11 protein-coding genes are annotated in these 18,043 nt (G+C 51.0%); 1 reads left to right on the top strand and 10 read right to left on the bottom strand.

What is annotated here, in order from left to right; translation table 11 throughout:
- Window positions 1–5 precede the first annotated feature (5 nt).
- The 10 genes from MKX98_RS24510 to MKX98_RS24555 all read right to left on the bottom strand — a co-directional run bounded on the left by MKX98_RS24510 (window position 6) and on the right by MKX98_RS24555 (window position 16,939).
- The gene (locus MKX98_RS24510) at window positions 6–2,375 is read right to left on the bottom strand and encodes a helix-turn-helix domain-containing protein (protein ID WP_339218929.1); all 2,370 of its coding nucleotides are present in this window, start codon (window positions 2,373–2,375) and stop codon (window positions 6–8) included.
- Between the two features lie 149 nt (window positions 2,376–2,524).
- On the bottom strand, window positions 2,525–4,225 hold the full coding sequence (locus tag MKX98_RS24515; RefSeq protein ID WP_339218931.1) for an alpha-L-fucosidase: 1,701 nt from the start codon (window positions 4,223–4,225) through the stop codon (window positions 2,525–2,527).
- Window positions 4,226–4,235: 10 nt separating this feature from the next.
- Window positions 4,236–5,114: a carbohydrate ABC transporter permease gene (locus MKX98_RS24520; protein ID WP_194543948.1), complete on the bottom strand. Its 879-nt coding sequence runs from the start codon at window positions 5,112–5,114 to the stop codon at window positions 4,236–4,238.
- 15 nt (window positions 5,115–5,129) lie between these two features.
- Entirely contained in the window at window positions 5,130–6,077 is a 948-nt protein-coding gene (locus tag MKX98_RS24525; RefSeq protein ID WP_194543949.1) for an ABC transporter permease subunit, read from the bottom strand.
- Between the two features lie 97 nt (window positions 6,078–6,174).
- Complete coding sequence (locus MKX98_RS24530; protein WP_339218934.1) at window positions 6,175–7,782, bottom strand: ABC transporter substrate-binding protein; 1,608 nt, start codon at window positions 7,780–7,782, stop codon at window positions 6,175–6,177.
- Window positions 7,783–8,012: 230 nt separating this feature from the next.
- Window positions 8,013–11,315 (bottom strand): M60 family metallopeptidase, encoded by a 3,303-nt coding sequence (locus MKX98_RS24535; protein WP_339218936.1) that lies wholly within the window; start codon window positions 11,313–11,315, stop codon window positions 8,013–8,015.
- Between the two features lie 167 nt (window positions 11,316–11,482).
- Window positions 11,483–12,052, bottom strand: coding sequence for an XRE family transcriptional regulator (locus tag MKX98_RS24540; protein WP_036660138.1), 570 nt, complete (start codon window positions 12,050–12,052; stop codon window positions 11,483–11,485).
- Window positions 12,053–12,085: 33 nt separating this feature from the next.
- Entirely contained in the window at window positions 12,086–13,054 is a 969-nt protein-coding gene (locus MKX98_RS24545; protein ID WP_194543951.1) for an NAD-dependent epimerase/dehydratase family protein, read from the bottom strand.
- A gap of 17 nt (window positions 13,055–13,071) precedes the next feature.
- Window positions 13,072–14,262 (bottom strand): glycine C-acetyltransferase, encoded by a 1,191-nt coding sequence (locus MKX98_RS24550; protein WP_339218940.1) that lies wholly within the window; start codon window positions 14,260–14,262, stop codon window positions 13,072–13,074.
- Window positions 14,263–14,434: 172 nt separating this feature from the next.
- A complete protein-coding gene (locus tag MKX98_RS24555; protein WP_339218942.1) occupies window positions 14,435–16,939 on the bottom strand; it encodes a M60 family metallopeptidase in 2,505 nt (834 codons plus the stop codon).
- A 197-nt stretch (window positions 16,940–17,136) separates the two neighbouring features.
- Here MKX98_RS24555 and MKX98_RS24560 point away from each other — a divergent pair, with 197 nt between their 5' ends.
- Window positions 17,137–17,970 (top strand): AraC family transcriptional regulator, encoded by an 834-nt coding sequence (locus tag MKX98_RS24560; protein WP_220684300.1) that lies wholly within the window; start codon window positions 17,137–17,139, stop codon window positions 17,968–17,970.
- The last annotated feature ends 73 nt before the right edge of the window (window positions 17,971–18,043 follow it).

The raw sequence follows: 18,043 nt of genomic DNA on the forward strand, positions 1-18,043 counted from the left end.
AAGCGTTACTGCCCGCTTGCGCTCACCCGATATTTGCCAGGGGTGACCCCCTCCAATTTCTTGAATGCCCGGATGAACACAACATCATTGGTATAGCCGACCAGTTGGGCCAGCTGCGCATTGGTCAGTTCCGATTGCTCCATCAATGTCTTCGCCTTCTCAATCCTCGCGCGTGTAATATAGTCGGTGATATTGCATCGATTCATCTTTTTGAAGAAACTCGAGATATACTGCGGCGTCATGCCGAAATGATCGGCAATCATGCCAAGTCCTAAATTATAATCGGTTAAATTCCTGTCGATGAATGCCATCATATCCTGCTGCAGCTGGATGCTGTGATCGCTATGCTCCGTATGAAAGAGACAGGTCAGTTTGTCATATAACCGCTTGGTCTCGGCTTGCATTTCATCACTTGTGGAACAACCGAATATGTGCTTTACGGGATCAAAGCTCGGGCCCAGCAGGCTTTCATGATCCGTGTTCGTCAAGTTCAGTATTTTCAGAAAGGTGCTGATGATATTAAAGAACAAGCATCTTCCCAGTTCCGGGGTCATCCCCGCCGATTTAAAATTCATCGTATAAATATTGTCCAGCAGCTTAGCGACATTTTCCGTATCGCCGCCTCTCACATGGTTGACAAGCTGCGTCTCGAATTCGATCGGATAGTAATAATGATGCTTGATGTCGCGCACATGCCCGAAGTGAATGATCGAATTTCTTCCGCTGAACATACGGTAATCCAGGGCGGCCATGGCTTCGAGATAAGCGCTGCCGATCGTTCCGTTTCCTGTGTGTACGCTGCTGACGGCAATCGTCACGGAAATATGGAAACGGTCCTCCAGTACCCGGAGCAATCGCTCTGCAATCTCATGAAGGAAGAGCTCGGCTTCCGCCTCCTCAACCGGATGAAAATTAACCAGGATCGCTACCCGGTCGCGTTCCATATCGACGGCGAATCCCTGGTGACCCGAATTTGCGATTTCCGTGCCGATATTCGAGATAATAAACCGAATTTGCGTCCAACCTTGCTCGGATGGCTCCGGCGACAGCCTTGTAATATCCACGGCTTGAACAATGATTACGGCAAACTTGTCGGACTCGAAGCGGATGCCCATGGTCGCTAATGTCGGACCCCCTTGATCCCCCGCATGATCCGGATCGATGTATCCCCGAATGAGCCTTGACAGAAAATCAGCGCGGATGACGGGCGTCTGCCTGAACAGGCGCTCCCTCAGATGCCGCTGCTCAACGAGCGAGCCTTCGATCGTTTGCAATATGAAGTCATATTCGTTCGCGGCCGGCTTATCCTGAATCGGCTTTCCTTGAAGAATGGCATCCACCACCCGTTTGACGGGACTGTATTGTCGGTATGCAAACCAACAAGCAACGGCCGCTCCTGCGACAAGCGATGCAACAAACACCGTCAGCGCCATTCTCTTCAGTTGTGCTACTCGTTCCATGACACTGCCCATCGGCATGACGGATACATATTGCCAGCCGGCCTCCTTGGATTCCGTAAAGGTTACCATGCTGTCCGTGCCATTCAATGCTGTCTTGAACAATCCCGATGGACCGGCCAGTCTTTCCGTCACCTGCGTGGACAGCTCCGAGTCCGATGAGCTTGCAATCACGCCCCGGTCCTTATCGAGGATATAAATCTCGCTGTCGTTGGCGGACTCGATTTGGCGGAACATCTCTTGAAGCTGCTGTCCATCGATCATAATGACCAGCGTTCCGCGGATATTGGACACGTCATGAAGCGGAAGGGATTGCGCATAGGTAATCACATCCGCCGGGTTGCCATTTCCTTGGTTCGGGTTCTGCAGCAGCACATCGGAGGGCAGGAATGCCTTGTTGTGGTAGCTGTCAAGCATCGTCCGCTTCCATGTTTCAAAGTCCATATGCTCAAACCGGTAATACTTCTCGTAAAAGGTTCTGGCATCCGTCCGCAATCCAGGCTTCAGGATGACGTCTCCGGCCTGCAGATGAACATAGTAGTCTCTCACGAATCCGCTTACAAAAGATTGATAGCGATTTAAGTAATCGCGAACGAATTCTACCTGGCGGTACGCCCCTCCTTGATCATGCCGATCAAGATTCAGCAAATAAGTTAGTTTAGAGTTAAACATGATTTGCTTAGCCAAAATATCCACTTCTTTAAGCTTGCTGTCCACGGAAAGCCGCAGCTGCTCCAGCATCGCCGAATTTGATCGTTCCGCATTGTTTTCCATCACGTTTTCCACCCGTCCATATAGAAAAAGCCCCACGGTCATAGGCAACAAAAGGATGAACATATACGAAACGATCATGGTTTTCAAGACGCGTCCCCGGCTGCTCTTTCGCTTGCCGGGAAGAAGGCCGGGTATCGAGATCATGTCGCATTCCTCCAAGAAAATGTATGGAAACCTATTTCTTGAATCCTTCGCCGAACGGACTAGCAAACCCTTTAATCAATTCGGTCACCCAAGAGAGAAGCGCACCGTTATAAGGAATGTTTACATTTTGGGTACAGCGAGCGGGGTATTTAAAGCACCTGAACTAATCGCACGGAACGAAGCTTCACGGCAGCCGCCTGCCAAATTTCCGGTCCAAAAGGTTTCGGCTTCGCAAGCTTGCTCGATAAGGTCAACGCATACGTGCCCGGATTCTCTATTACGATCCGCCCGATCGATGAATGAATCTCGGTGTACGGATGCTGACAAGAAATGGAGTCGCTGACGACCTTATCCTCTCGGGGAATACACGCAATCGTCTGTCCAGCTGCCCGTACGGTGACTTCATGATCATATTCCTGTTCCCAAACGGCATCGGATTTTTTGAAATTGACGAGGTTGACTTCATATATGCCGGACGACGCTGCCTTGAAGGTCCACCGGGCCTCGTTCAACCCGTTGCCTGTCGTTATTTCCGACAGTACAAGATCCAACTTAACAGCGCCGTTCGCCTGTTGGATAAACCCCTGATCTACATCGATCCTGCCCTTGAGTTCCAAAACAATAACCGACACATGGTCTTCTGGCGGAAGTTCAGGCAAGCGGATCCGCATCTCGTGATGGTCCGTTTCCGGCCGATAGCTCTGGTCCACAGGAAGACATGTGCTGGAGTCCGTGAGCAGATAAGCTTTTTCAACCGTATTTCTTACACCGTTCAATACCAATTCTTCCGCAGGCCAATAGCGATCGTACACATGTAGGAAGAGCGTATTCCCTTTTACCGTAACCGCTCCCCATTCCAGCTCATAAGGGAACGGGCTTGCGCTTGTGCCGTAGACCGCCTCTCCATTTCGCGCAAGCCATTCGCCGACTTCCTCCAGGCGTAGAGCGGATTTTTCCGGAATGATGCCTGTTTCCGTAGGGCCGACATTGAGCAGCAGGTTCCCTCCCTTGCTTACGATATGCACCAACTTTCGGATCAGAGCATCCGTGGATTTCCACACTTGATCCTTGGTGCTGTACCCCCACGATTGATTTAAGGTCATCGGCGTCTCCCATTCCCGCGTTTCCTCGCCTTGCATCGGGATTTCGTTGTCACCCTTGGATTGGTAGTCACCGAAATCAGGCCAATGGCTTACCCTGCTGTTAATCAGGCAATCGGGCTGAAGCTCGCGGATCATGTTTACCATCGCTTCGCTCTCCTTCTTCGACAATCCCCCGGATGTGTCGAACCAGAGCAGCCCGACCGGACCATATTCCGTCAGCAGCTCACGTACTTGTCCCTTCGCTTTATGGTTCCAGTAACGAAAGAACGCCTTCTTCTCCAGCTCATAGTCCCATAGATTGTTAAACGTATCGTGAAGCGCATGCGGGTGATGCCAATCTATGACATGGGAATAGTAGAAGCAGAGCCGGATTCCTTCCTCCCTACAAGCCTCGGATAATTCCTTCAACGGATCCCGGCCGAATGGAGAAGCATCCACGATATTGAACGGGTCCGTCCGTGAATGATACATGGCGAAGCCATCGTGATGTTTGGCTGTGATGACGATATATTTCATGCCTGCCCTTTTGGCGCAATTGACCCAAGCCTTGGCATCAAACTGCGTCGGATTAAATTCCTTGGCGAGTTTTTCATATTTCTTTACCGGAATTTTGTTGGCATACATGACCCACTCCCCTTTGCCGAGCAGCGAATATACCCCCCAGTGGATGAACATGCCGAATTTGGCATCCTTCCACCACTGCATCCGGCTCTTGCTTTGCGTTACGATATCTAATGAGTCAGCCATCGTTCTCCTCCTATTCCTTAATGGCGCCGATCAAAACGCCTTTGACGAAATATTTTTGCAAAAACGGATACAGAAGCAGTATCGGCAATGTGGAAACGATAATCGTTGCATATTTAATGGTGTCCGCGATCGCCATCCGGTCTCCCGAGGCCTCCGTCATCATGTTGTCGGTCGTATTGGTTATGAGAATTTCCCGGAGCACGAGCTGGAGCGGAAATAGCTCCCGATCCCTCAGATAGATGAGCGCCCCGAAATATGAATTCCAGTGTCCCACGGCATACCACAGAATCATGACGGCGATAACGGGCATGGACAGCGGAATAATGATCCGGAACAGAATGATCAGGTCGTTCGCCCCGTCGATTTTCGCCGATTCCTCAAGACTTATCGGAACGGACTGAAAGGCGGTCCGCATAATGATCATATTGAACGTCCCGATCATCCCGGGGATCAGCATCGCCCAGATCGTGTTCAGCATTCCCAGGTTATTGATCAGCAGATAAGTCGGAATCAGCCCGCCGCCGAAAAACATGGTGATGACGATCAGCATCATCAGGACATTTTTGAAGTACAAATTTCTGCGGGACAGCACATATGCGCCGATCGCCGTGGCCACCAGATTGATGGCCGTTCCTGCCACGACGTAGATCAGCGTGTTCCGATATCCCGTCGTAATCATCGGGTTGTTAAACACCGCCTTATAGGCTTCGAAGTTAATATCAAGCGGCGCGAACAGCAGCCCCCGGTGCTGGGCCAATGAAGCGGGATCGCTGAACGAAGCGAAGGCAACATACACGAACGGATATAAGGTGACGAAGCAGAGGCCCGTCAGGATCAATGCATTCAGACAGACGAAGGTTATCTCGCCTGCGGATCGTTTGTTAGCCATGGACGACCTCCCTCTCTACCACAGTTTATGTTCGCTGACCCGCTTGCTGATGGAGTTCGCGAGTACAAGCAGGATAAAGCTGACTACCGCATTGAATAATCCAACGGCGGTCGTGAAGCCGTAATCCGTCTCCAGAACCCCTCTCCTGTAGACAAAGGTCGAGATCACGTCTGCCGTTTCATAAGTAAGCGGGCTGTACATCAGCAATACTTTTTCGCTGCCAACGCTAAGCATGGAGCCCATATTGAGAATAAAAATGATGATGATTGTCGGCAGCATGCCCGGCAGCGTGATGTGCAGCATCTGTTTCCAGCGGCCTGCGCCGTCCATCTTGGCCGCCTCGTACAGGGTCGGGTCAATGGTGGCGATGGCGGCAAGATAAATGATCGAACCCCAGCCTACGCCTTGCCAAATGCCGGAGCCGACATATATCGTACGGAACCAGCTGGCCTCGCTCATGAACGGAATCGATTCGATGCCGAAAAAGCCCAGAATCTGATTCACCAAGCCATCTCTTGCGAGAAAATCGAACATGATCCCGGTTACCACGACGATGGATACGAAATGCGGCAAATACGATATCGTCTGAACCGTACGCTTAAACAGCCGGCTGCGGATTTCGTTCAGCAGCAGGGCAAGGATAATCGGTGCCGGAAACGCGAAGATGAGCTCATAGATATTGATCAGAACGGTATTGCGCAGAAGGCGTTCGAAATAATAGCTGTTAAAAAAATTACGGAAATGCTCAAATCCGATCCACTCGCTTCCCCAAATACCATCGGCAATGCTGAAATCTTTGAAAGCCATCAACAGACCGTACATCGGTCCATAGTGGAAGACGGCATAGTATAGAATGACGGGAAGCGCCAGTATGTAGACGTATTTGTTCCGTTTCAAATCGTTCGCAATCGTTGTCCATTTCCCTTTGCGATGCTCGAAGGGATACTCCTGGGTTGCTGACAATCGAATCCCTCCCTCCAAATCAATTTATATGGCGCCAAGAGCGGCGGAGTCTGCATGTTTCCGCCGCTTCAGGACGTTTCCGTTTACCGTCTACCGTTTACCGCTTACCGTAACGCTCCAAGGCTTTCTGCTGTATTTCCAGAGCTTCGGCAAGACCCATGGATTCAATGGTTTTCACATACTTGTCAAACTGATCCAACGGCTCGGCGCCCATGACGAACTTCAAGTACATCTCGTCCTTGTACGTGTTGATATCCGTCATGATGGAAGCGTAGCGGCTGCTCTCGGATTGGGTCGGCGTTGTGCGCGGCATTTTCTTTTCCATGGTCGGCTCTGCCCAGATGACCTTGGACTCCAGCTGATCCGGCTCGGTCGTATATTGTTGATCAAACCGAATATCAAGCATGAACGGCCCGCTGAAGGTTGCGCGGTTATGCTTGGACATGGACTGGATCACCGGCAGTCCCGAAGGGTCCTTCAATACATCGGGCTTAAACATCGGCTTGCCGTCCTCCATCGAGTAGCTGACGCCCTCTTTTCCGAAGTTAAACAACAGGGTGCCTTCCTCGGAATAGCCGTAATCCAGCCACTTCACCGTTTCAATCGGATTTTTGTTGCTGGTGGTAACTGCTGCCCCTATTCCGTTAAACGCATAGTCTTTATATCCCCAAATCTGCTTGTCGCCTTGGTTCATGACAGGGTAGGGGGCTGCCACAAGTCTGAAGTTCGGATCTTTATCCTTCATGAGCGTTCCATACTTGCCGATCCCGCTGCCGGTGTATAGAATCGCTGATCCGATCTGCCCGCCCGTAATTTTGGCCTCCAGCATTTTCTCATCGGTCGTCGCAAAGTCTTGATCAAGCAAGCCTTCCTTGTACCACTGGTTCATGAGCGTCAAGAACTCTTTGAACCTCGGATCCGTCGGGCCGTATTTAACCTGACCCTCCTCTTGATAAAATCCGGCATTAATGCCCCATGCCCCGAGAAAAGCGGTCGTTGTATCGACATCTCCTTTCGTCAGATACAGGGGAATCTCATCCGCCTTGCCATTGCCGTTCGGATCTTGCTCCTTAAAAGCCTTCAATACGTTGTACCATTCATCAACCGTGGTCGGCATCGAAAGCCCCAGCTTATCGAGCCAATCCTGCCGGATCGTCGGTCCGAGAAATACCTTAAGCTTGTCGTCGGTGCGGAGGAACGGGAACACATAGATGCTGCCGTCATCGGTCATAATTTCCTTCTTCCACTCCGGATGCTCCTCGAGCACCTTTTTAAAGTTCGGAGCATATTGGTCGATCAAATCATTGAGTTTGATGATTTTGCCGTCCTTGATCGCCTTCTCCGGTCCTCCCGGATAGCCGGCCCATGAATATTCGATCACGTCCGGGAGTTTATCCGAGGTCATCATCAGATTGAACTGCTCCGTCGCCTGCTGGCCCTGCGGAGGATGCTGAAAATCCACTTTCACCCCGGTGATCCTCTCCAGCTCCTTATAAGCCTCGATTTCGTTGTAACTCTTCATCGTAGCGGACACCTGGCTAACGATTTGCACCCAATACGTCAGTTCCGATAGAACCGGAGGGGCTTCCGGGTCCGACGCTACCTCCGGTTGTTCCTTGGCAGGGCCGCCGCACCCTGACGCCGTAATGGCCATGGTGACAGCGAGCAAAACAATCCAGAATACTTTAAACCTGTTGACCTTCATTATCATTTGCCTCCCTTTTCCTTTGTTTGTTGTGTGAATTTCTGGTTTGTTAAGCACCACCTTACTGAACATATTGGCGATTGAACACCGCCGTGTTTTCTAATTGTGCAATATATTTTTAAGGCAGTACATTGTCTATATTTAATCTTGGACTGATTTATTTCATGATGGATGGCCATTACAGAAATGAAGGGCGGCCGAAACGGCCGCCCTTTTCATTAAGTAAGCTGCTAGGAAGCCGAGCTGCGGCTTCGAATGTAGTCTATGTCTCCAAGAAGCAGCTCCGCGAAGCCGAAATCGAGATGCTTGCCCTGCTGCGCCTTAATGGCATTCTCCAGCGAAGTGATTGCATCCTCAGCTGCTTCGCTTCCAGGCGAATGCTGCTGGAGATTCGCAATTTTGGCCAATAAGCTTTGCGTGATGCCGTGATTATCGATCCAGCCTTTCTCTTCCCCTGCTCTTACGATATCGTCGAGCTGTTCCAGATCGACAGCAACCTCGAATGGGTATTCGCGAACCGTGATATTCCCGGCTGCATCTTCTGCCGTTATGCAAAGGATGTGCGGACCGGCAGTCAGCGTTAACGGCTCTATAACCAGCGTTTCCGCAGCTTCCTTGTCATCCAGTTCCACGATGACGGCGGATACGCCGCTTAATGCGTCCGTGATGTGAGGTGACATGGCGAAACGCTCGGTTTGGTATACGGACTGGGTCACGTTTGTCGTGATTTCCGGTCCGCTCCAGTCGATCTTCACCGTCTTAATCGCTTCATTACTTGTCACTCCGGACAGGGCAGCTGCCCGAGCGTATATCGTTGTCTGACCTTCCGTTTCTACAATTATGGGAGCCGTGTAATCGGTCCATTTGCCATTGGAGTCCATTTTGTACTGGTTCCGCATGCCTGCCGCTTCAGCTTCCGGTGTCATCGTGATGGTGACCTTCACTGATTCGCGGCTCCACTCGGAATCCTGATCGACCTTGATCTCGGGAGGAGCATTTAACGCGTGGGTCTCCCTTAAGCGCCAAAGCTCCTGCTTAGGTAAGGGTAAGTTCAAGGCGGCGATACGGGATTGAACCTCAGCCTTAGAATACGGAAGCGCCCATTTATCGAAGAACTCCGTCAGGTTTTCGCCTGCGGTTTTCGAGGCCATGATAACAAACGTGTCGATCTCTTCTTGGTTTGTCGCTGGCAGCTGGGATGCCGGCAGCTCCCGGTACGCCTGATGAAGCTCAGCATAAAAGTCCCATCCGTAAGCCAGGGAAAGCTGGCGGAACATTACGAGATAGCCGAAAAGATCGAGCTGGCCCGAGGTGCCGAACGACTTGCCCGGAAGATCGCTTTCGATATATTCAAACGCTAAGTCATAGAAATCTTTCCCATCGGCATTGCGAATCAATAAGTTGCTGCTGTTGCCGAATTTCTCTTGGACATATAAGGAGTAAATATTTACCGTAATTTCACCCGTTACGTTCCAGTTCCAAGCTCCTTGCTGATATTCGTGACCGGTCTCGTGCCAGAAGCCCCATCCTCCCTGAGTAACTCGGGATATGTCCACGGCGTGGCCCGCCGAAGGATCGATGTGGAACATGATCGGATAGCCGGCATGCATATAACCCGCACTAATTTGGCGATCCGCAACGTAACGGAACGGAAGGTCTATACTTTTGTGCGGCAGCGGTTGATCCGGGGAAAGCCCCGCGACTTCCTCTGTGTAGTCCACGATTGCATCCCACTTCTCCACTAATTGCTGCGGATCTTCAAGCTGCCTGATATACTCGGACGGAAGCGTCAAGATCACTCTGCGTCCCTGAAGCTCTGCCCATGGAGCGGGATGATGCCGAATCGTGTCTTCCCATTCAGCCGAAGAGGTCTCGCCAAGGATATAATACGGAGTGCGAACTCCGCCGCTGATTTCAATATCCTTCGCAACGCCCGGCTGCGGCTTGGTCGGAATCAGGTAAATCAGGCCGCCATAAGGGCTGCGGATCCGGTTCTCGCCCGGAAGGAGCGGCTTCCGCTGTGTGATGACCGGAGGTCGTTCCCATTCCGTTTTACTTGTCAAATTATCCGTGTGAGCCCCTACCTGCACATCTAAATTCTGGGTACCTTCAGGAACATGAATCGTTACCCATTCTCCGGCCGGTGCGTATAACCCCGTGCTGATCCAATTCTTCGGAACCGTCCCTTGGCGTAAATAGTCAAAGGTTGAATAATCAAAATTCACGTGAACGGATTGTCCCGACACTCGCGGCGCGTCCCCCGGTACGGTCCCGGGAAATTGATCGGCATAAGGGGATTTGGGGGCCGTCAGGTCATTGCCGATCCGTCCCAATTGAAAAGCTAACAATGCGCTGGTATAGGGCGCTTTGGAACGGTCGAGCGGAAACGTAAGCTGGGACTCCAAATCGCTGGCATCCTGCTCGATCACAGCATATAGCGGACTTTGCGGGGAGATGCTGCTGACGGTTCCGCCGGTCACCGAAGCGATGACTTGCAGCTTCTTGTCAGCGCCGGGGCCAGGCCGTCCGACGTTCACCTGATCCGGTGACAGCGTTCCAGCCTCAATCGCCTCGGCCTGCTCCAGCAGCTTTAGCGAATGGTAATTGGCCGATTGCTCCGGTGTCAATGTGGGCAAGGTTTCCGTTCGAGTCGACGCCGTATTGTTCATCAGACCAAGACCCATCCGGTTCAATAGGCGCTGCACCGGAAAATCTTCACTGAGCCTGCCCGAACGGCCCTGATATTCATTCCCGAGGAAGACATGCGGATATTGCTCCATCACCCATCCTTTTAAGGGGACAACGATATGACCTCCTTGCGCGACGTAATGCTCGACGGCATCGACCTCGCTATCCTTCAGCGTCCCGTCAATATAAGCTACGGGGTAACGGGACGGATCCAGATGCTCCTCCGTGAATTGGTCCAGCCGAACCAGATCGATCGGCACATCGGTTTCAATGATATAATTCTTCCACGTTGCCGACAACATGGGCAACCGCCCCTTGCCTTCCAATGCCTCCCGATAGGTCAACGTCTCGGAATCCTCCGTTAACCACAGAAGGATGTTGCGTGCCACCGTCTTCCGCTCATCGGTAATATCGGAGGTGAATTTGAAATAGGAGTCATCGCCTGCAACAACGACTTTGCCTTTTCCGTAGCGAGCCGCTGCAAGTATCGGCGTCGTGTCCGGGTTGACCGCCAGAACGAAGGCTTGATCTCCTATAGCCGCGACACCGCCGTTATAGGTCGCCGATACCGTCGGATAACCGGACAAATCTTTATAAATTACATCAAGATCATGCTGGGTTGCCAGGCTCGCTGCGGTATTCGTGCCTAATGCATGAACGTCGGCCTGCTCCGTCATTCCATCCGCCGCCATCAGTGTCTTCCCTGACGGCGGAACGGCTGCAAGCGTGCAAGCAACCGCCAATAACAGCTTCAACCACTTTTTGGTGTGGAAACCCATCAACCGCTCAACTCCTTTGCCGATGATTTCGTAATAGCAACGAGAAACGAACTGCTTCCGTTTCACCTCCCCCTCCATCCAGTTTCCTTTTTCCCTGCGTCCTAAATATAAAACAAGCCGCCCGGAACACCATACAGTCGATATTTAAGATCGGACTGTATTTTTTCCGGGCGGCACTAACTTTTTTTAATATTGGGTTGTCGGTAATCAATAAGTGCAGCTGTTTATCAAGATCATCCTCTGGCTGCGGCATCCGCATAGAATATAATCGTGTAAAATTTCGTGGTTTCATTCCCAGGGTTAACGTACCGATGAGGCCGATTAGCCGAGAAATGCACAGAGCTTCCGGCAGGGACGGTGTAGCTTTCGTCTTCGCGCCACAGCTCCAGCTCTCCCTGATGCACAAAAATATATTCCTCCACGCCATCATTATGCGCTTCTGAACCATGGTCACAGCCGGGATCCATGATGACCATATAGGACTCGAATTTGGTGCGCAGGTTGTAGGAGAACAAAGGGTATACCCGGTAAGCGCCTTCGGCCTCGTGAAAAGGCTCCACGTCCTCCGGGGATACCACGGTCACTTCGGTTTCCGCCTCTTCGATGAGCGTGGTGAATGAAATGCCGAGGCCGCTGACGATACGCCACAATACCGAAATCGTCGGGTTGGAATCCCCCCGCTCGATCTGTCCCAACATGGCTTTGCTAACACCGGTCAACTCGGCTACGTTATCGAGGCTGAGGCCCCGTGATTTGCGGATAGCTTGCAGATTTCTCCCTACTTTTTTATGAATGGGTTCCAAGTGTAACCATATCCTCCTTCTGAAACGAAGCCGTTAACTGATCTTGCTCTGATCCGCTTGCGGCTTCTCCATAAGCTTTGACACCATATCATCGGTCATATGGTTCAAATCATATTGTACATCAAATCCCCATTCTTCGCGTGCCGCAGTTGCATCGATAGAATCCGGCCATTCGTTCGCAATCGCTTGACGGACAGGATCCACGTGATAGTCGAGGCTGAAATCCGGTATATGGCGGCGGATGCTGGCCGCAATCCCCTCAGGGTCGACGCTCATCGCCGTAACATTAAAGGCATTGCGGTGCTTCAGCTTAGCCGGATCCGCTTCCATCAATGCAATGATAGCGGAGATCGCATCCGGCATGTACATCATGTCAAGGTAGGTCCCTTTATCAATGTAGGAAGTATAGCTGCCGCTGCGAATAGCATCTACATACATCTCAACCGCATAATCCGTCGTTCCCCCGCCCGGAGGGGCGGAGTGGGAGATCAGGCCTGGAAAGCGCAATCCGCGGGTATCCACTCCGAATTTATGGTAATAGTAGTCACACAACAGCTCGCCGGAGACCTTGCTGACACCATACATCGTTAACGGGCGCTGCAGCGTATCTTGCGGTGTTGCTCTTTTCGGGGTGTCCGCCCCGAATGCTGCGATAGAGCTCGGCGTAAAGAACTGGCAGGATAATGCCCGTGCCGTCTCGAGCCCGCTTAACAAACCGCCCATGTTCAGGTTCCACGCCAGTGCGGGATTGGATTCCGCCTTGGCGGACAACAGGGCTGCAAGATGGATAATCGTATCCGCGCGGTGTTCTTTAGCTGCTTCATGGAAAGCTTGGGGGTCGGTTACATCCAGTATTCGGAACGGTCCTGATTGCACCGTCTCATGATGGATTTGGCGAATGTCCGTTGCGAGAACAGCTTCTTCGCCGTAAACTTGCCGCAATTTCGCCACCAGGTCCGAACCAATCTGCCCGAGCGCACCGGTTACCATAATTCGTTTCATCACTTGTGCCCCCTTATTTAGATCAGACCCAGTTCGCGTCCGATGGTTTCATATGCGGAAAGTGCGCGATCCAGCATCTCCTTCGTATGCATGGCGGTAGGCATGTTCCGAACTCTACCCGTGCCTTTTGGCACCGTAGGGAATACGATCGATTTGGCATACACGCCTTCTTCATACAATCTGGTGCTGAATTTCTGGGTGGTTGCTTCATCTCCAATAATGCAAGGCGTAATCGGCGTTTCCGTACAGCCGACGGAATAGCCAAGATGCTTAAGGCCTTCCTGCAGATAACGGGTGTTCTCCCACAGCTTCATTTGCAGGTCTTTGCTGTTCTGCAGGATGTCGATAGCGATAATGCAAGCGGCTACGGTACCTGGAGGCAGCGCCGTGGAGAACAGGAACGGCCGGCTGCGGACCTTGAGCCAATCGACCAGATCCCGTGATCCGGCAACATACCCGCCGACAACGCCAACCGCTTTGGACAGCGTGCCGATCTGGATATCCACTCGCTCCGACAATCCGAAATGCTTCACGGTACCTGCTCCGCCGCCAAGAACACCTGAGCCATGCGCATCGTCCACATAAGTGATCAGATCATAGGTCTCGGCGATCTCCACGATTTCGGGGAGTTTCGCAATATCGCCGTCCATCGAGAACACGCCGTCGGTAATGACCATAATTTTGTTATATAAACCGGATTCTCTCGCTTCTTGCGCTTTCGAACGCAAATCGTCCATGTCCGAATGGTTAAAACGGATAACCTTCGCCTTGGTCAATCGGCAGCCGTCAATAATGGACGCATGGTTCAGCTCATCCGACAAAATCGCATCCCCGGCACCCATCACCGCCGAGATCGCCGCCATATTGCAATTGAAACCGGACTGATACGTCAGCACCGCTTCGGTTCCCTTGAACTGCGCAAGCTTTTCCTCAAGCTCAACATGAAGCATGAGCGTTCCGTTAATGGAGCGAACGGCGCCGCTTCCGGTTCCGAAATCGGTCGTAGCCCGGATGGCCGCTTCTTTCAATCGCTCATCATTCGCCAGTCCCAGATAGTTGTTGGAAGATAAATTCACGAATTCACGACCCTGAATGGTAATAAGCGGACCATTCGGACTTTCAAGAGGCTGGATCGTATTATAGAGTCCTTGCTGCTTGAGTTCTGTTAGATTATCCTGTAAGAAAGCGCTTAACGATTGACTGGACATATGAAATTCCTCCCGTGGATCCGAAGTATCTTAACGTACATATCATTTACTCATTTCATTGTATGCAAAAAGTCACTTGTATGCAATATCATGTACAAAAATATGCTATATTGCATAACAGATATAAAGAAGCCAGCCTTCCTCAACCGGAGGAAACCTGGCTTTTTCATGTTTACTCTCTTAACGTCCATATTTCGGTTTGCGGCTCAGGTAAATTCAATGAGGCAATCCTTCCATTTCCGTCTTCCGTCAGACCTATTGCCCATTTGTCGAAAAATTCAGTCAGGTCCTCCCCCGCTGTTTGAGAAGCTATGACGGCAAAAGTATCCACCGTGCCTTGAATTTCGTCGCGAGATAATTCGCGGTATTTCTCGAATATCCGGGTATAGAATTCCCAGCCGTAAGCAAGCTGAAGCTGCTTGAACATCACCAGTCTTTCATAATTGCCGATTTGGCCGTATTTTTTGGCCGGGTCATTGTTCTCTACGAATGCGATCCCCCGATCATAGTAATCCTTGCCGTCATTTCCGACTTTCAGCAGTTCGGAGGTATTGCCGTACTTCTCTTGGGTGTATAGAGAGAACAGGTTTACGGTGACTTCCCCGACATCGCCCCACGTCCATGTCCGCTGCTGGTATTCGTGCCCAAGTTCATGCCAGAAGCCCCAAGCACTTGTTTTAATATAATCGACATCCAGCAGGTTGGCCGCATAACTGAACGGCATCATGATGGGATATCCCGCATGCATCGCCCCGGAAGAGATCTGTCCGTCAGCGACGTAACGGCGGTTCAATTGATGGGCAGTATGAGGCATCGCCCTGTCCGGATCAAGTCCGACCAGTTTATCATAACTGTCGTAGATTTCATCCCAGGTCCGCATCAATTCTTCCGGGTCGGTCACTTGGCGGATCAAATCCGAGGGAACCGTCAGGATAATGCGTTCTCCCTGAAACTCGGCAAAAGGAACGGCAACCGGTCCCGTGCGAATCCTCTCCCACTCCTCGAGTGTAGTCTTGCCGAGTACATAATACGGGGCTTCCGCCGCACCGCTGATTTTGACGGTTGCCCGGAAATTCTCCTTCGCCTTTAGCGGAATGAGATAGATGAAACCGCCATACGGGCTGTTCACTTGATGGATGCCCGGTGTCAGCTTCAGGTGGTTTACGATAAGCGGAACTCGTCCCCACTTGCCGGATCCCCTCAAATCGTCGTCATGCGAACCAATTTGAACCGTTAAATGCTCAACGCCTTCCGGCACTTCAAGCGTAATGACTTTACCTGGGGGTGCATACAATCCGGTGCTTATCCAGTTTTTTGATGGAAGAGCATGCGTGTACATCGTATTCGGAAAATCAAAGTCGACCTCGATTTCCCGGTCGTTGACGATGGTCGCTTCCTCTCCGACCATTCCCGGAAATGCGTCGGCGTAAGGAGATTTCTCGTTGGCGGGATCCAAGGTAAAATGACTAAAGCGGAAGTTAAACAGCGCATTCGTATAGGGCTGCTGGAATTTTTGAATCGGGAACACGGCAGGCGGCAGACTTTCGGCCTCCGATTCTGCCCAAGCATACAACGGGGATTCGCTGGTTAACGTTTCGATTGTCTCGTTTAGTATATTGTAGAGCCGCTCCTGCTTTTTGTTCGCTGGTGTACCCGGCGGACCAATCTCGATTTGATCATAAGTGAGCGTCCCTTTTTCCACTTCCTTACCTTGCGTGAGCCGTGCCCTGATATGATGATCGTCGGCTTGATCATAGGTTAATGCGGATTCGCCGACACTTGACTCAGAGCCTCTGTTCATCAACGTCAGCCCTGCCCGATTAAGCAGCTTTTGAATCGCAAAATCGCGGCTGAGTCTAGCTCCCCTCAAATTGCCGACCTGAAGCACGGTTTCCTCGGGAGTATCGCGCGTTATTCCCTCAATACCGCTCAGGTTATCCGCCACGATGATGGCGCCCCCTAACCGTAAATATTGATCCAGCGCTTCGAGATCCTTATCCTTCATCGTCTGGTCTACATGGGCTACCGCATATTTTTGCGGATTCAGGTTTACGGAATCCCAGCTGTCGATTTTCACAAGCTCAATAGGCAAATCCGGATTAACCGTGAGCTCGTCGGAGGTCGTTATCAGTCTAATCTTCTTTCCCGGCTGCTCTAATGCATCTTCATAGCGATTCGTACGGTCATTGCCTTGGCCTTGATTTGTGGAGGCATCGTCCGTTAGCCACCATAAAATATTCCGGGCCAGCTTACCCGCAGCATCACCCGCTGACTCGGACAGATTGAAATACTCCTTGCTCCCGGCGACAACGATGCGCCCTTTGCCATAACGGGCTGCTGAGATGGCTGGAATATAATAATCGGGCACATTGATATTGAATGCAGCATCCCCTACTGCAGCAACGCCGCCGCCAGCGAAATATGGAATCGCTTGCAAATCCTTATAAAATATGCTGAAATCGTTCTTAAGCACGTCCAACGGCGTTCCGGCCGACCAGGGAGCATCAGCCAATGCGGATGATTGAAGTTCGGTCGGTCCGGTGGCATTTGCCATTGCAGGATCTTTTACCGTCCGTTTACTGATCTCCGCAGGTTCGGCAGCTGCAATGGATGCGGTCATTAATAATACCGCGGACCCGATTACTGCGAAATTCTTAATCCGTTTCATCATCTTCATTCCTTAACGATTCCTCCTCGATTTCCTTTGATATCCTGATGGAATGGCAGATCAGTCCTAAGCTTTGATGTCATTACCTCCCCCTTGATATGTCATTGAATGGGATTTCTCATTTAGCTTAATGAATACCACTCGGATTTGAAATGCATAAAAAACACATCAATGTATCCAAAATACACACCGGTAGGGGGCAGCCAATGGATATAAACCACCTGAAGTTGATTCAAAATTACCTGGCTAACGCGAATCTTCGCTTATCCATTGCCAAGGTTGATAAAGTGTCCCAGAACTGGCGCTTTTTTAATATGAGACCATCCTATAACGCCCTATATTTTATACGGGAAGGGGAGGGCTGGATTAAGATCGACGAACAAGAATATCATCCCTCCCCCGGGCAAATCGTTCTCATGCCAGCCGGATCGCTTCATTCCATCTCTGTCGTGGGCGATAACACCTACAGGAAGTTCTGGTGCCATTTTACCGCCAAGGTGGACACGCTGAATTTGTTTCAGCTAATTCATATTCCCCACGTGCTGAATGTGCCGGACGAGTCATATATGGAGCAGTTATTCAAGGAATTGATCGATGCATATGGGAGCAGCGCTTGGACAGCCCCGCTGCAAAGGAACGAAATATTGATGAAGCTTGTCCGACATTATCTTGACATCGTTCCCGATCGTCAACTCTCGCTGTCCATGCTGCCCGATATGCAGAAGCTGAACACGGTATTCCAGTATATTGAGGAGCATATCAACGATAACGTCAGCGTAGAGCAACTGGCGGGACTTATCCATTATAATCCCAACTATTTCATCCGCTTCTTCAAATCCAAAATGAAGATGACACCTGTGCAGTATATTATTAAGGTCAGGATCGAGAAAACAAAGGGTCTATTGATGACCACCGATTTGACCCTGGAGGAAATCGGGAGAAAGGTCGGAATGGAAGTCCATTATTTATGCCGGGTATTCAGGCAATTCACCAACATGTCTCCGGGAGAATTTCGAAACCAGATCATGTCCAACCGCTAATAAAAATCCCCTGAGAGGGTTATCGGAATCCTTTTCCGATACCTCCCAGGGGATATATGAAGAGCGATTATTT

Origin of the sequence: Paenibacillus sp. FSL W7-1332, assembly GCF_037969785.1 — a bacterium.
Taxonomy (GTDB): domain Bacteria; phylum Bacillota; class Bacilli; order Paenibacillales; family Paenibacillaceae; genus Paenibacillus_AQ.

Bases quoted from the DNA above. Each gene is read 5' to 3' on its own strand.
- MKX98_RS24560 (WP_220684300.1), top strand. From the start codon at position 17,137: ATGGATATAAACCACCTGAAGTTGATTCAAAATTACCTGGCTAACGCG.
- MKX98_RS24550 (WP_339218940.1), bottom strand. From the start codon at position 14,262: ATGTCCAGTCAATCGTTAAGCGCTTTCTTACAGGATAATCTAACAGAA.
- MKX98_RS24520 (WP_194543948.1), bottom strand. From the start codon at position 5,114: ATGGCTAACAAACGATCCGCAGGCGAGATAACCTTCGTCTGTCTGAAT.
- MKX98_RS24555 (WP_339218942.1), bottom strand. From the start codon at position 16,939: ATGAAGATGATGAAACGGATTAAGAATTTCGCAGTAATCGGGTCCGCG.
- MKX98_RS24530 (WP_339218934.1), bottom strand. From the start codon at position 7,782: ATGAAGGTCAACAGGTTTAAAGTATTCTGGATTGTTTTGCTCGCTGTC.
- MKX98_RS24510 (WP_339218929.1), bottom strand. From the start codon at position 2,375: ATGATCTCGATACCCGGCCTTCTTCCCGGCAAGCGAAAGAGCAGCCGG.
- MKX98_RS24515 (WP_339218931.1), bottom strand. From the start codon at position 4,225: ATGGCTGACTCATTAGATATCGTAACGCAAAGCAAGAGCCGGATGCAG.
- MKX98_RS24545 (WP_194543951.1), bottom strand. From the start codon at position 13,054: ATGAAACGAATTATGGTAACCGGTGCGCTCGGGCAGATTGGTTCGGAC.